Annotated in this window: 12 protein-coding genes; 11 read left to right on the top strand and 1 reads right to left on the bottom strand. The window is 72.0% G+C overall.

Annotated features, from left to right (window positions below):
• Positions 1-10: 10 nt before the first annotated feature.
• The 8 genes from VGH85_02945 to VGH85_02910 all read left to right on the top strand — a co-directional run bounded on the left by VGH85_02945 (position 11) and on the right by VGH85_02910 (position 10,793).
• Positions 11-1,147 (top strand): class I SAM-dependent methyltransferase, encoded by a 1,137-nt coding sequence (locus VGH85_02945; GenBank protein HEY2172747.1) that lies wholly within the window; start codon positions 11-13, stop codon positions 1,145-1,147.
• Positions 1,144-2,940: a glycosyltransferase family 39 protein gene (locus tag VGH85_02940; GenBank protein ID HEY2172746.1), complete on the top strand. Its 1,797-nt coding sequence runs from the start codon at positions 1,144-1,146 to the stop codon at positions 2,938-2,940. The genes VGH85_02945 and VGH85_02940 overlap by 4 nt, the downstream gene beginning before the upstream one ends.
• 113 nt (positions 2,941-3,053) lie before the next feature.
• Positions 3,054-4,091, top strand: coding sequence for a glycosyltransferase family 2 protein (locus tag VGH85_02935; protein ID HEY2172745.1), 1,038 nt, complete (start codon positions 3,054-3,056; stop codon positions 4,089-4,091).
• Between the two features lie 56 nt (positions 4,092-4,147).
• On the top strand, positions 4,148-5,572 hold the full coding sequence (locus VGH85_02930) for a hypothetical protein (GenBank protein ID HEY2172744.1): 1,425 nt from the start codon (positions 4,148-4,150) through the stop codon (positions 5,570-5,572).
• A gap of 135 nt (positions 5,573-5,707) precedes the next feature.
• On the top strand, positions 5,708-7,483 hold the full coding sequence (locus tag VGH85_02925; protein HEY2172743.1) for a SpoIID/LytB domain-containing protein: 1,776 nt from the start codon (positions 5,708-5,710) through the stop codon (positions 7,481-7,483).
• A gap of 30 nt (positions 7,484-7,513) precedes the next feature.
• Positions 7,514-8,620: a glycosyltransferase family 1 protein gene (locus VGH85_02920; GenBank protein ID HEY2172742.1), complete on the top strand. Its 1,107-nt coding sequence runs from the start codon at positions 7,514-7,516 to the stop codon at positions 8,618-8,620.
• Positions 8,621-8,733: 113 nt separating this feature from the next.
• Positions 8,734-9,870 carry a glycosyltransferase family 1 protein gene (locus tag VGH85_02915; protein HEY2172741.1) on the top strand — a complete coding sequence of 379 codons (1,137 nt, stop codon included), beginning with the start codon at positions 8,734-8,736 and terminating at the stop codon, positions 9,868-9,870.
• Positions 9,867-10,793: a glycosyltransferase family 2 protein gene (locus tag VGH85_02910; protein ID HEY2172740.1), complete on the top strand. Its 927-nt coding sequence runs from the start codon at positions 9,867-9,869 to the stop codon at positions 10,791-10,793. The genes VGH85_02915 and VGH85_02910 overlap by 4 nt, the downstream gene beginning before the upstream one ends.
• Here the strand turns inward: VGH85_02910 and VGH85_02905 are convergent.
• The gene (locus VGH85_02905; GenBank protein HEY2172739.1) at positions 10,759-12,681 is read right to left on the bottom strand and encodes a glycosyltransferase family 39 protein; all 1,923 of its coding nucleotides are present in this window, start codon (positions 12,679-12,681) and stop codon (positions 10,759-10,761) included. The genes VGH85_02910 and VGH85_02905 overlap by 35 nt on opposite strands.
• A 103-nt stretch (positions 12,682-12,784) precedes the next feature.
• On the opposite strand from VGH85_02905, the gene VGH85_02900 reads away from it, so the two are divergent.
• The 3 genes from VGH85_02900 to VGH85_02890 form a co-directional block, all read left to right on the top strand.
• Entirely contained in the window at positions 12,785-13,879 is a 1,095-nt protein-coding gene (locus tag VGH85_02900; protein HEY2172738.1) for a sugar phosphate nucleotidyltransferase, read from the top strand.
• Positions 13,879-14,793: a hypothetical protein gene (locus VGH85_02895; protein HEY2172737.1), complete on the top strand. Its 915-nt coding sequence runs from the start codon at positions 13,879-13,881 to the stop codon at positions 14,791-14,793. Before VGH85_02900 ends, VGH85_02895 begins: the two co-directional genes overlap by 1 nt.
• A gap of 74 nt (positions 14,794-14,867) precedes the next feature.
• On the top strand, positions 14,868-15,076 hold a 209-nt coding region (locus VGH85_02890), incomplete at its 3' end, for a hypothetical protein (GenBank protein ID HEY2172736.1).

The following is a 15,076-nucleotide window of genomic DNA, read 5'->3' as shown; positions in this document are numbered from 1 at the left end:
CTCGCCGACCATGGAATTGAGCGAGCTCGGCCGGCACTGGGAGAAATTCGGCAAGACCGACCCCTTGTGGGCGGTGTTGTCCGCTCCCGGCAAGCAGCACGGGCGCTGGGACAAAGAGGCCTTTTTCGACAGCGGGCAGGTCGAGATCCGCCGGATCCTCGAGCGTGTCGACAAGGCCGGAGCCTCGGCGGGACGGCAGCTGCCACGCAACCGGGCGCTCGACTTCGGCTGCGGCGTGGGTCGGCTCACCCAGGCGCTCGGTGGTGCGTTCGAGCGGGTCGACGGGGTGGACATCGCGCCGTCGATGGTCGAGCTGGCCAGGGAGTGGAACCAGCACGGCGACCGGTGCACCTACCACGTCAACGACAGGGATGACCTCAGCCTCTTTCCCGACGGCACGTTCGACTTCGTCTACACCGCGCACGTACTGCAGCACATGGAGCCCCGGTACAGCCGGAAGTACGTCGATGAGTTCTTCCGGCTGCTGAGCCCGGACGGCATGGCGTTGTTCGAGATGGTCACCGAGCCGGTCGTGGGCGCCACCGAGGCGCTCCCGGACGACGCATTCCGCGCGCAGCTCACGCTGTCCGACCCGCCGACCAGCCTCCGGCCCGGCGAGAGCGCGCTGGTCGAGGTGGAGGTCCGCAACGGCGGCCCGGTGAGTTTTCCGGCGACGGGGAGCGAGGGATGGTTCCAGGTGACGGTGGCCAACCACTGGCTGACCGCCGGCGGAAAGCAGGTCGTGATCGACGACGGTCGCGTCCCGCTCCCCGAGGACCTGGCTCCCGGTGCGTCGGTGCGGGTGGAGCTGGAGGTGACTGCGCCGGCCCGGCGTGGTGACTACCGGCTGGAGGTGGACTGCGTGCAGGAAGGCGTCGCGTGGTTCTCCCACCGCGGATCGACCAGCGTCACCGCACCGGTGAAGGTCCGGCGCGCGCTGTCCGAGCTGGTCCGGCGGACCAAGCGCGACCAGCCCGCCGGTGACGAGTCCGCGCCGGTCATGGAGATGCACGGGGTGACCGAGGACGAGGTCCGCAACTGGGTACGCGAGGCCGGCGGGCGCGTCCTCACCGTGATCGACTGGGACGAGATCTCGGAGTCGCGGTCCTACGACTGGCGGCGTAGAGGCTTTCTCGTCACCCGATGACGACGACGGCCCCGGCCACCGACCTTGCTCCGCCGCAATGGCCCGCTCGGCGGTGGGTGCGGAGCTGGCCGGTAGAGACGGTGCTTCTGCTGGCCAGCCCGGTGATCGCGTTCTACGTGCTGCACATCCGGTCGATGGCCCGGGCGGACATGATCGACCCGTCCTTCTACACCGCCTACGCCCAGCACGGCCAGGACCTGGTCCTGCGTTACCCCACGTCGGGTATGTACTACCGGGTGCGGCTCGGGTTCCTGCTGCCCGCCCGTGCGTTCTATCTCCTTTTCGGTGCGGTGCCAGGGTTCTACGTGTTCCGCTACGTGCTCGCCCTGATCGCCGTCGTACCGGCCTATCTGCTGTTCCGGCGATTGTTCGGCCGCGGTGCCGGCGCCGTCGTGGTGGCCGTGCTGCTGACCAGCCCGGTCATCTTCAACGCCTGGGGCACCGACTACCCGGACTCCGCCGCGGTGTCCTACCTGACGGCCGGAGTGGCCTGTCTGGTGATGCCGGCGACTACCCGACGACGACGGCTCGGCTGGGTCACGGCCGCCGGGCTCGCGCTTTCCCTCGCGGTGCACTCGCAGGGCGTCGCCGTCGCGCTGGTGGCGGCGACCGTCCTGGTCTACCTCGGGGTCTCGTGGCGGCGCGGGCGGCAGCTCCTGGTCGAGGTCGCGGTACTCGTCGGCTGTGTGGTCGTGGTGACCTGCGTGCTCGCGGTGATCGCGCATGTCGTGTTCGGTACGGCGTACAACATCATCAGTCCGACGCTGGATGCCTCGTCGCACCTGCGGTCACCGCAACAGCTGCCCCACTGGTGGTCCTCCAACTGGCACTGGGTCTACGGCCGCGACTACCTGCTGGCCCCGCCGGTCGCGCTGGCGGCCTGGCTGGTGCTTCAGGTCCGGCGCCGGCCGTCCTCGTCTCTGACCGAGCGGACCGTGCTCGGCATCGCCGGACTCCAGTGGGTCGTCTATGTTGTCCTGCAGTTCTTCGGCGGCAAGACCGCGACGCTGGAGTTCCACCTCTACGTGTCGATGCTCTGGCCCGGGGTCTGCCTGACCATCGCGTTCGTGGTCGTCGGCCTGTGCCGGCGGCTCTTCGACCGCGCCGCGACCGCGTGGCTGCCGGCCGCGCTCGTCGTCGCGATCCCCCTCCTCTACCGGGTGATCGAGCCGCTCCCATCGTTCGGCATGGCCGTCGTGGGGTCCGTGCTCGCCGCCGTCGTGGTGATCGCGGTGGCCGTGGCCCGGTTGGCCCGGGGTGCGCGGCCCGTCGGTGCGGTGGCCGCGCTGCTTGTAGTCGCCGTGATTCTCGGCCTGACCGTCGGGAAGGGCAGCTACCAACCCCATCTGGCCGGCGAGACCGGGCTCCCACGGGGGAACTACGCCGACACCATCGGCGGCGACGGGCAGCGCCAGGTCGACGTCTACCGGGTCACCAGCGAGCTACACACCGTGGTGCCGACGGCCCGCTACAAGGACGACTACCTGATGATGTGGTACCCGGCGCACCAGGGCGCCGTACTCAACCTGCCGACCGCGCAGTACCTGTGGCATGGCAAGTCCCTGAGCTACGACCTGCCTCACTTCAGCCGCCCGGATCGGGCCGCGCTCGCTCGCAGGCGCCCGCCGACGTTGCTGTTGCTGAGCAAGACGGGCTCGGAGTTCCCGACCGCGCTCGCCGCGCTGCGGCCCTACGGTCCCCACGTGCTGCGGCGCGCGGTGCTCACCTCCAACTCGATCCATGTGCACGTGTGGGTGCTCCGGCTTGCCCGATTCGACCGACCCCGTCGCTGACAGCCGGGGATAGCAGACAGCATTGGTATGCTTTACGCCGTTGTCGCCATCCCGCCGTCGAAGGTGGCAGGATCGGCCCGTCCCACGACCACTCATCGAGGAGTTCCCGTCTCGTGAGCGTTGCCGAACCCGCCCGCCAGCCAGAGACCGACCGTCCCGGCTCCGAGGAGACGACGATCCTTCCCGCGGGTGAACCGAGCTATCCCAGCCGGCCGCACGAGAGCAGTGGCCTCGGCGGGCGCGGCCGGCCGGCCGGAGCCAACACGCTCGACGTCACCGTCGTCCTTCCCTGTTACAACGAGCAGGACCACGTGCTCCTGGAGATCGAGCGCATCGACGAGGCGCTGCGGGAGAGCCCGTTCACCTACGAACTCCTGGTCATCGACGACAAGTCCACCGACGACACCCTTGCCGTCCTACGTGGGGCGCTGCCGTCCTACCCGCGGATGCGACTGATGCCGTTCCGCCGTAACGGCGGGTCCGGCACGGCCAGGCGGATCGGCACCAACGAGGCCTACGGGCGGGTCGTGGTGTGGACCGACGCCGACATGACCTACCCCAACGACCGGATCCCGGAGTTCGTGCAGTATCTGCTCGATCGTCCCGGCGTCGACCAGGTCGTCGGCGCGCGGCGGACCGAGGAGGGCACCTTCAAGGCCCTGCGGGTCCCGGCGAAGTGGGTCATCCGCAAGATCGCCGAATACCTGGCGTCGACGAAGATCCCGGACCTCAACTCCGGTTTGCGGGCGTTCCGGCGGGAGGTGGCGTTGCCCTATCTCCGGCTGCTGCCGCCGGGATTCTCCTGCGTCACGACGATCACCATGTCGTTCCTGTCCAACCAGCACCCGATCGACTATCTCGACATCACCTACGGTAAGCGGGCCGGGACGTCGAAGTTCCACTTCACGAAGGACGCCTACCGCTACATCCTCCAGGTGTTGCGGATGGTCATGTACTTCAACCCCATCAAGGTCCTGATGCCGCTCGCCCTGACGCTGCTGAGCGTGGGCGTGATCAAGGGGATCACCGACCTCATCCGCTACGACCTGCGGATCACGACCAACGCCGTGCTGCTCTTCGTCACGGGGCTGATCATCGCGGCCGTCGCGCTGCTCGCCGACCTGATCGTGCGGTCGCGCGGCGACACCTGACCGCCACCGGACCGCTATCGTGTGCCCGTCCGGTCGGCGTTGAGACGGGGATTCGGATGGCGTGGCTCCGCAGGATCTGGCGTAGCCACCTCGTCTTCGCGGTGCTGCTCCTGGCCGGCGTGCTGCTTCGGCTCGCGACGACCTTCGCCTACCGCCCGGCGCTGATGTTCCCGGACAGCGCGTATTACCTCAGCTTCGCGCAAGGTCGATGGATCCCCGGTACGGCGCGGACCACGGCCTACTCGGTTCTGCTGCGCGGGCTCCTGATCCTGCAGGGCATCAACCTCGTCGCCGTGGTCCAGCATCTGCTCGGACTGGCCATGGCCGTCGCGATCTACGTCTTCCTCCTCCGCTGGGGATGCGCGCGGGGCTGGGCGGCGCTGGCGACGCTCCCCGTGTTGCTCGATCCCCTCCAGGTGGTGCTGGAGCATTACGTGCTCACCGAAGTGACGGCGGAGGTGCTCGTCGTCGCCGCAGTCCTGATTCTCGGGTGGCCGAGCAGCGATCGGCCTTCGGACCCGACGGAGCCCCGTGCCGGCGTTCGGCTGTCGAGCTCGCTCTGGGGAGCGGCGATCGCGAGCCTGCTGCTCGGCCTCTCGGCGGTGACCCGGTCGGGAGATCTTCTCCTCGGGTTCGTCGTGGTCGGCTTCGTCCTCGTGAGTCGCGCGGGATGGCGACGACGCGTCGCCCAGGCCCTGATCGCCGTCGTCGCGTTCGCCGCCCCCGTCGTCGCCTACGCCACCTGGATGGACAACACCCGAGGCTCTTTCGGCCTCACCTACGGCTACTCCGGGCACTTCCTCTACGGACGGGTCATGGCGTTCGCCGGCACCACCGGGCTCGACCTGCCGCTCGCCGAGCGGTCCCTCGGCCCGCTGCTGGAGCCGGGCCAGCGGAACCTGTCGCAGTTGATGTGGAGCCCGTCGTCGCCGTCCTGGACCATCACACCGGCGCAGGGGATGACGGTCGACCAGCTCGACGGGGACTTCGCCCGTCGCGTCATCACGCAGCAGCCGCTGGACTACCTGCGCACGGTGGCGGGCGACTTCCTCTACAACTTCGCCCCGACCCGCGGACTCGGCCCCGAGCGCTTCCCGAACTGGTATTTCACCTTCCGACCGGGCTATCCCGCCGGGGTGGCGGGCACTCAGAAGCTCGTCGACAAGTACGGCGGAACCGACGTCGGGATCAACAGTGTCCTGACCCGCTCGCTCCATGCCTACGGCACGTGGTGGACCCCCGGGACGCTGCTGGGCGTGCTGCTGCTCGCCGGACTCGCGGCCGTCGCCGGGGTCGGCCGGGCCCGCGGCTCCGGGATGCGCCTGGCCTGTCTGCTCATCTGTGCCGCGCTGATCGGTGCGCTGGCTGCCCCGGCGTTGCTGGCGGGCTTCTCGGTCCGTTACCTGCTTCCGGCGGTGGCCCTGGCACCGCTCGTCGGGGTCCTCGGGCTTACGGCGATAACCGGAAAAGGCCGTCGGTAAGGGGAGTTGCGATCGCACGCACCCCCCCCGACCGGGCGACCCGGCCCCAATGACCCCACCAGTCTGGAGCGACTCGATTACCCTCGGTTACCTGGGGTGTCGAATTCGCGCTCCGGTCGGAGCTGGGGGGCACGCATGGCTGTCCACGCTCGGTGGACGCCACGCGGGTCGGCGGTGGCTGTCGTCGGCGGAGCCGTGCTGCTGCTCGCCCTGACGCTCCCGGCCGCATCGGCGAGCGGACCGGAGCGCCCGTTCGCGCGAACTCCCGCCCCGGACGCCGGCACCGCCGAGGTCTACCCGGTTCCCGCCGGCGGGGTGTTCCACGTCGACGGACACGGCTATGGACATGGCCGCGGGATGTCGCAGTGGGGGGCTGCCGGCGCCGCCGAGCACGGTCTGTCCGCCACCGCGATCCTGTCCTTCTATTACCCGGGAACCGCGCAGCCGACCCGCGGTCCGAGTTCCATCCGGGTACTGATCAGCGCGGCAACGGCGACGACCACGCAGGTCGATCCGGCGGCCGGGTTGACCGCGCGCGACCTCGACAGCAATGCGCTCTATCACCTGCCGACCGGACCCCAGCGCTGGCGCGCCCGCCGGGACGGATCCGTCCTGCGCCTCGAGTCGTTCAACGGCAGCACCTGGACCGCCTACCCCAGCGCCAATTCGGGCTTCGTCGGCCCGCTCCGCTTCGCCGCCACCGGGCCGGTGACGCTCCACGTCGGAGCGGGGAGCAAGCGATACCGGGGCACCCTCACCGCGAGCCCCACCGGCGCGACGCAGCTGCAGGTGGTGAACACGCTCGACCTCGAGTCCTACGTCGACGGCGTCGTGCCCGCCGAGTCCATCCCCAGCTGGCCGGCCGCGGCGCTGCAGGCCCAGGCCGTCGCCGCCCGCACCTACGCGATCGCGCACGGGAAGACCTCGACGTACGACATCTGTGACACGACCGCCTGTCAGGTGTACGGCGGGGTCGACATCGAGGACGCCCGCACCACCGCGGCCACCCAGGCGACGGCCGGAGCGATCCGCACCTACAACGGCGTGCCGATCAGCGCGGAGTTCGGCGCGTCGAACGGTGGCTGGACCGTCTCCGGCGGGGTTCCCTATCTGCCGGCCGAGGCCGACCCCTACGACGGGATCGACCCGCGGAGCAGTAACACCTGGGCGGCCACCCTGTCCGCGACGGACATCGAGGCCTGGTACCCCGCGGTCGGCACGCTGCACGCGGTGCGCGTCATCTCTCGCGACGGACACGGCCAGTGGGGCGGCCGGATCACCGGCCTCGAACTCGACGGAGTGGACAGGTCCGGTCGGGCGACCGCCGTGCAGTTGACCGACCAGAGCAGCATCCGGCTCGGGCTGCGCTCGACCTGGTGGCGACCGGAGAACGTCGCCAGCACCCTGTCCGGGCCGAAGTACGCGGCCCTGCACTCCACGGTGCGCGTCACCGGGACCGCACCGCCCGGCGCCACCGTCGTCCCGTACTTCCACAAGCGCGACGGCACCGGCTACGTCGCCCGGCGAGCGTTGCCGGTCTCGGCGGACGGGACCTTCGCCACGACGTACCTAGCCGACGACGACTACCGCTACTACGCAGTCGTGTCCGTCCCCGGGGCCGGCCCCGTGTCCACCGAGACCGTGCTGACCCAGATCTCACCCACCATCACCGGACCGGCTTCGGCGGCCGCGGGCTCGACGGTCTCGATCACGGGGACCGCCCGACCGGACAGCATCGCGCAGATCTGGTTCCGGCGGGCCGGACAGAGCAGCTTCGTCATGCGCCGCTCGCTGCCCACCGGCGCGGCCGGCACGTACGCGACGACGTACCTCGCCGGCGACACCTACTCCTACTACGCCGTCGTGAACGGGCTGCGGTCGGCCACGGTCACCACGACCATGCACCCCTGACCGGACCGGCAGGCCGGTAGCGTCACCCCGGTGACCCGCGTCGCGATGATCGTCGAGCAATGTCTCGCGCCGGTCCCCGGTGGCACCGGCCGCTACACCGTCGAAGTGGGTCGGGCGGTCGCCGCGGCGGCGCCCGCCGGCGCGACCGTGACCGGATGGACCGCATGGCATCGAGACCCGGCCCGGGCCCGGCTCCCCGGTGTGGGCGGACCCCGTCGGTTGCCGCTGCCGCGCAGGTTGCTGACCGTGGCCTGGGAACACCGGCTCGGCCCGGCGCCGGCCCGTGCTGATGTGGTGCATGCGCCCACGCTGCTCGTGCCGCCGAAGCGTGGTCGGCCGCTGGTCGTCACCCTGCACGATGCCGTGCCGTGGACCCATCCGGAGACACTCACACCGCGCGGGGTGGCCTGGCACCGGCGGATGGCCGACCACGCCGCGCGGGAGGCTGACCGGATCATCGTCCCCACCCAGGCCGTCGCCGACGACCTGTCCCGGGTACTGGATCTGGGCGATCGGGTGACCGTCGTCGGGGAGGGCGTCAGCGCGGCGCTGCGACTCCCCGCCGACGCCGCGCAGCGAGCCGACCGGCTCCGGCTGCCGACCGACGGCTACCTGATGAGCCTGGCGACCCTCGAACCGCGCAAGGGCCTGGACGTGTTGATCGACGCCCTGGCCCACCCCGGCGCCCCGGACCTGCCGCTGGTCGTCGTCGGCCAGCCGGGCTGGGGCGGGGTCGACCCGGCCCGGCAGGCCGAGCGGGCCGGGATCGACCCGGGACGGATCCGGGTCCTCGGCCGGCTGGACGACACCGACCTCGCCGTCGCCCTCGCCGGCGCCACGGCGCTGGTCGTGCCGAGCCGGGCGGAGGGCTTCGGGCTGCCGGTCGTCGAAGCGATGTCGGTGGGCACGGCCGTCGTCAGCTCCGACGCACCGGCGCTCGTCGAGGTCGGCGGGGGTGCGACGGTGGTCGTCCGGCGCGAGGATCCGGCGGCGCTGGCGGCCGCTCTGCACGACGTCGCCGCCGACGAGGGGCTGCGACAGCGACTCGTGGCGGCGGGCCGGGATCGCGCCGCCAGCTACCGGTGGGACACCGCCGCCGAGCAACTGTGGAAGCTCTACACCGACCTGAGCCCGTGACGGGACGCGCCGTCGCCGTACCCCTCAGGTGGGCAGAGTCGCGGGGCTCGTCGGCGTAGGGTAGAGAGAACCTTTGAAGCAACAGTTCACCACTACGAAGCGAGGAACCGATCGTGTCTGGCAGCGCGCCCCGCGTGCTCGTCGACGCGACCGCGGTGCCCGCCGACCGGGGCGGCGTCGGACGCTACGTCGACGGCCTCATCGCGGCTCTCGGCACGCTCGGCGCGGATCTCGCGGTCGCCTCTCAGCGCTCCGATGCCGAGCGCTACGGACGCATGGCCCCCAACGCGATGATCGTGCCGGGTCCGGCCGCGATCGCGCACCGCTCGGCCCGGCTGGCCTGGGAACAGACCGGCCTGCCGCTGGTCGCGCAGCAGGTCGACGCCCAGGTCGTGCACTCGCCGCACTACACGATGCCGCTGCGAGCCGGCCGTCCCGTCGTGGTGACGATCCACGACGCCACGTTCTTCACCCAGCCCGAGGTGCACACCGCGGTCAAGGGCCCGTTCTTCCGGTCCGCGATCAAGACCGCGCTGCACCGCGCCAGCCGCTGCATCGTGCCGTCGAAGGCCACCCGCGACGAGTTGGTCCGGGTCCTCGACGCGGACTCCACCATGCTCGATGTCGCCTACCACGGTGTCGACCGTGAAACGTTCCATGTGCCGAGCGACGACGAGAAGCAGCGGGTGCAGGCGCGGCTCGGTCTGCGCGGCACGCCGTACGTCGCCTTCCTCGGCATGTTGGAGCCGCGGAAGAACGTGCCAAGCCTGATTCGCGGGTGGGTCACCGCGGTGCGCGACCGTCCCGACCCGCCGGCGCTGGTGTTGGCCGGCGGCAGCGGCTGGGACGACTCGATCGACTCGGCCCTCGGTGAGGTGCCGAGCCACCTGCGGGTGCTGCGGCCGGGCTATCTCCGCTTCACCGATCTGCGGGGCTATCTGGGCGGCGCCATCGTGGTCGCCTATCCGAGCCACGGCGAGGGATTCGGTCTGCCGGTGCTGGAGGCGATGGCCTGCGGTTCGCCGGTCCTGACGACACCGCGGCTCTCCCTTCCTGAGGTCGGCGGTGACGCGGTCGCCTATACCGAGGCCGACCCGGACTCGATCGCGGTGAATCTTGCGGCCCTGCTCGACGACGAGCCCCGCCGCCGGCAGCTCGCGGAGGCGGCCGTCGCGCGGGCCGCGGAGTTCACCTGGACGGCCAGCGCGGAGGCGCACCTCGCGTGCTACGCCCGCGCCGCTGCCCAATGAGTGACGGCACCGAAGAGCTCACCGTCGTCGTCGTCACCTACTCGCCCGGCCCCGCACTCGACCGATTCCTCGACACCCTGCAGGACGCTACGACCCACCCCTACCGGGTGATCCTCGTCGACAACGGTTCGGACGACGGAGCGCCGGAGCGGGCGGCGGAGGAGCGGGCCGAGGTGACGCTGGTCCGTACCGGCGGCAATCTCGGTTACGGCCGGGCCGCGAACCTCGGGGCCGCACAGGCCGACACGCCCTGGCTGGTCGTCGCCAACCCGGACCTCACCTGGAGACCGGCGGCGCTCGATACCCTGCTCGCCGCCAGCGCCCGCTGGCCGCGTGCCGGTGCGCTCGGGCCGGCCCTGCTCACCCCCGAGGGCGCGCTCTACCCGTCCGCGCGGGCGCTCCCGTCGCTCGGCCGGGGCATCGGCCACGCCCTCGTCGGCTGGTGGTGGCCCGGCAATCCCTGGACCCGCACCTACCGGCAGGAACGTACGGACCCCGAGGAGGGTCCGGTCGGGTGGCTGTCCGGCTCGCTCCTGCTGATCCGGCGCGAGGCCTTCCTCGCCGTACACGGCTTCGACCCGGCCTATTTCATGTACTTCGAGGACACCGATCTCGGCGAACGGATCGGGCTCGCCGGCTGGCTCAACGTCTACGTCCCCGCGGCCGTGGTCGTCCACGAGGGCGGCCAGGCGACCCGGCACCGCCGCTCGGCGATGGTCGCCGAGCACCACCGGAGCGCCTACCGCTACCTGTCCCGGCATTACTCCGGCACCGGGTGGTTGCCGGTCCGGCTCGGCCTGCACGCCGGCCTCGCGGCCCGCAGCGGGATGTCGCGGCTGGTGCGCCAGGTCGGCGACGGGGCGCGACCCACCCGCGGAGCTGATTCGCTCAGCGGATCCGAGCGGTCCGTGGATCGACCCTGACGGTGCCGTAGGGTGAGCCGCTCCCGCCGCGCGGCCGGATGTAGATGAGCGCCAGGACGCCCGCGAGCACCCCGAGTGCCGCCACCGCGATGAACGGCCCGGTCGTGACCGCATGCGACCACGGCGACCAGCGCAGCACCGCCCGGAACGCGTCGCCGATCTCGGTGGAACTGCTCTTGGTCGCCGGGGCCCACCACGCGTGGATCAGCTGGCGCCAGGCCCACGCCTGCGTGACCAGCCCGGCGGTGACGACGATCAACGGCAGCCACCGGGACGCGGTCCGGCCGAGGAGCTGCGCCGCCCCGATCCCGCAGAGCACGAACAACCCGCCCATCGCGGCGTACAGGAATCGGCCCTGCAGCGCCGACACGTCGCCGGTGGCGAGGAACGCCGGCCGGGCGTTGATGATCAGCAGGCCGAGCGTGAGCAGCGCGGGCAGGACGAAGACCGCCGCGGTCGCGCGACCCCAGCCGCGGCCGATTCCGAGGATCAGCGCCACGACGACTCCGGCGAGCAGAGCGGTGACCCATGCCCAGCTGAACGGCCCGGAGAACCGGGGGGAGTCCGGCAGGCCGATGCCGCCCCAGGATCCCAGCACCAGCGAACGGAACAGGTCGCCCCACGCGTGCTGCGGCGCGGCGCCCGCCGTCGAGACCAGCCCGTCCGAGCCGACGCCGTCGGGCTGCAGCGAGCCGTAGAGCACCAGGCTGCGCACCCACCACCAACCGCTGATCGCCAGCGTCAGGCCGACTGCCCACAGCGCCGGCGCCCACACCGGACGACGGTGCCGCAGCCAGGAGACGACGTACGCCGCGATCACCGCGATCGGCAGGACCAGCGCGAGTCCCTGGGTCAGGCAGGCGAGCCCGGTGACGATGCCGGCGATGACACCGGTGCGGACCCGGAGGTCGCCGGTGAGCACCTTCGCCAGCAGCAGGGTCAGCGACGCGGTCAGCAGGATGAGCAGCGGAAGGTTGCTCACCGAGCCGCCGAGCCGCGCCAGGCCCGGCACGGCGATCGGCAGGGCGGCGGCGACCACCGCCGCCGGCCCGTTGTCGGACAGCCTGCGGGCGGCGGCCCAGAGGAGCAGCGGCAACGGTGCCAACAACAGGATGGACAGGTAGCGCAGCACCGCGACCGTGCGGTCATAGGGCCACTGCGCGGAGTTCGGGAAGGCCTTCACCACCCCGGCGGCGAGCATGTAGTACAGCGGCGGGTGGGCCACGAGCGGATTGTCGACCCGGATCCGGCCGACCCGGTCGCCGCCGAGTGCGTCGAGGGATTGTCGCTGGCCGCGCGGTGTCACCGACTGCCCGGACAGGGGAGACGTGGGCGGGAACTGGTGTTGGGCGGCTGCGGTCGCGACGCCGGCGGACTCGAGCCGGGTTCCGGGGGCGTAGAAGGCGTTGCCGTTGACGAAGCTGTAGACCAGATCCACCTGCCGCGCCTCGGTGGGCCCGGCGAGTGCGGGGTAGAGGAACGTGCACATCAACATCAGCGCGATCTGCAGCGCGGTGAGCACCCACACCAGCACCGGCGGTCGGTGCCGTGGCGGTGGCGGTGGCGTTTCCGGGGCCTCGGCGGGAACCCCGGTCGGGATGTCCTGGGTGTCGTCCTCGCGAGGCTGCGCCGATGCGGTCGCCGTCGGCACCGCCCAGGTCATCGTCGCGTCGGGGTCGCCGGCGGGGTCGTCGTCGATGTCGTTGAAGTGATGCACGGTGGTCGGCTGGTCGAGGTAGGGGTCGGCCGGCCGGCTGGGCCGCCGCGATCCCGCGGGCTGATCGGCGCTGTCGGCGTCCGGCTCGTCCTCCGCGACCCAACGGCGGGTCTGCGGACCGGTCGGCTCGACCGGTCCGGTCCGCCGCTCCTGGTGCGTGTCGTCCGTCATGCAGCTGAGTCCGCTCCGTGAGGAGGTGGCCACCGGCAGCGTATCCGCCGACCGGCCCGGCGTCCCGGATACCGATGACGGGCGCGCCGCTACGCTTGTACCGGTGAGCATCTCGCGGATGTACGGCGTCATCCCGGCGGGCGGAAGCGGCACCCGGCTGTGGCCGCTGTCGCGGGCGAACCGCCCGAAGTTCCTGCTCGACCTCGGATCCGGTGGCCGGTCGCTGATCCAGTCCACCCGGGCCCGGCTGGACAACGTGATCGAGCCCGCCTCGACGTACGTCGTGACGGGCGTGGCGCACGCCGCCGAGGTCGCCCGCCAGTTGCCCGAACTGCCGGCCGGAAACGTCCTGGTGGAGCCGGCGCCGCGCGACTCCGCGCCGGCGATCGGGCTGGCCGCCGTACTGATCCACCGCCGCGACCCGGAGGCCGTCATGGGTTCCTTCGCGGCCGACCACCTGGTCCGCGACACCGACGCGTTCGACACAGCGGTGCGCGCGGCGGCCGACGCCGCGGCGGACGGCTCGCTCGTGACGATCGGACTGACCCCGACCGCGCCGGAGACCGGCTTCGGCTACATCCGGCGGGGTGCGCAGATCGGCGCCGGGCCGGCGTACCGTGCCGAGGAGTTCAAGGAGAAGCCGACGCCGCAGGTCGCCCGCGAATACCTTGCCGACGGCCGCTATCTGTGGAACGCCTCGATGTTCGTCTGGCGCACCGAGGCCTTCCTCGAGGAGTTGCACCGCCAGCTGCCCGAGCTCGCGGCCGGGCTGGAGCGCATCGCCGACAGCTGGGAAACAGCGCGCCGCGACGAGGTGCTCGGCGATGTGTGGCCCACCCTGCCTAAGGCCAACGTCGACCAGGGCGTCATGGAGGACGCCGGGCGGCGCGGCCGGGTCGCCACCGTGCCGGCCAGTCTCGGCTGGAACGACGTCGGCGACTGGGACACCCTCGCGAGCGTCCTTCCGCCGGATCCCGCCGGCGTGGTGCGCCTCGGCGCCGGCCCGGTTCTCGCGCGGGACAGCGCCGGCAGCCTGGTCGACGCCGGCTCCGACCGGCTGGTCGCGCTGCTCGGCGTCCGCGACCTGGTGGTGGTCGACACGCCGGACGCCCTCCTGGTGTGTCCGCGCGACCGCGCCCAGGAGGTCAGGGCGCTGGTCGACGACCTGCGCGCCGACGGACGCACCGACCTCGTGTGATGACCGGTCGCGAGCGGCGGTGGACCCCCGATGGTCCGCTGGATGTGCTCGCCACGCTCGCCCCGCTGCGCCGTGGATACGGCGACCCCGCGCACCGGGTCGACGCGGCCGGCGTCTTCTGGCGCGCGGCGATGAGCCCGGACGGGCCGGTGACCCTGGCGCTGCAGGTCCGGTCGGGGGTCGTGCACGCCACGGCGTGGGGACCCGGCGCGGACTGGGCGCTCGAGGGTGTCCCGGACCTGCTCGGCCGCCGCGACGATCCGACCGGGTTCGTTCCGCGGCACCCGGTCCTGCGCGACGCCGCCCGTCGCCACCCCGGCCTGCGGATCCCGCGGACCGGGCTGGTGTTCGACCAGCTGGTGCCCGCGGTGCTGGAGCAGAAGGTGACCGGCAAGGAGGCCCGTCGGTCCTGGCGGGAGCTGCTGCTGCGGTACGGCGCGCCCGCCCCGGGTCGGGGTGTGGGTCCCGCGACGCTGCGGGTGCCGCCCGACGCGCGCACCCTGCTCGCTCTGCCCGACTGGGACTGGCACCGGGCCGGGGTGGACCGGACCCGCCGCCGGACGATCCGGGCGGTGGCCACCGTGGCCGACCGCCTGGAGGAGGCTGTCGACCTCGACGCTGTGGCGGCGCTGGATCGGTTGCGACGGGTTCCCGGCGTCGGTGCCTGGACCGCTGCCGAGGTGGCGCAGCGGGCGTGGGGCGATGCCGACGCGGTGTCGGTCGGCGACTACAACATCCCGAACCTCGTCGGCTGGGCCCTCACCGGTGCGCGGACCGACGACGCGGGGATGCTGGCGCTACTGGCGCCGTATCAGCCGCACCGGCATCGCGTCGTACGGCTCATCGAGGTCAGCGGCGTCGCTCCGCCGAGGCGTGGACCGCGGCTGGCGGTGCGCGACTACCGGGCGATGTGAGCGCTGCTGCGGGGTGCGGTGGGGGTGTGGACAGCGCGAGCGGGGTTCGGGGCGGCGTCCCTAGAATCGAACGCATGTTCGATGGTGACGATGGGGATGGCTTCCGGTGGGCGGAGGCGGCGCCGGGCCCGGCGTTGGCGGCCCGGTTGGAGTCGACCGATGTGGCCGGGCTGGGCGATGACGATCTGGTCGAGGTGATCGACGGCTGGGACCGGCTGGCGTCGTGGGCGCAGGCGCGGCAGGCCGGCGCGATCGCGGTGTTCGCCGCCCGCCGCCCGCCGGT

It is taken from the genome of Mycobacteriales bacterium, assembly GCA_036497565.1.
Classification (GTDB): Bacteria; Actinomycetota; Actinomycetes; order Mycobacteriales; family QHCD01; genus DASXJE01.
Note: the sequence above shows the minus strand (reverse complement) of the source record. Positions and strands in the feature narration are given on the sequence as shown.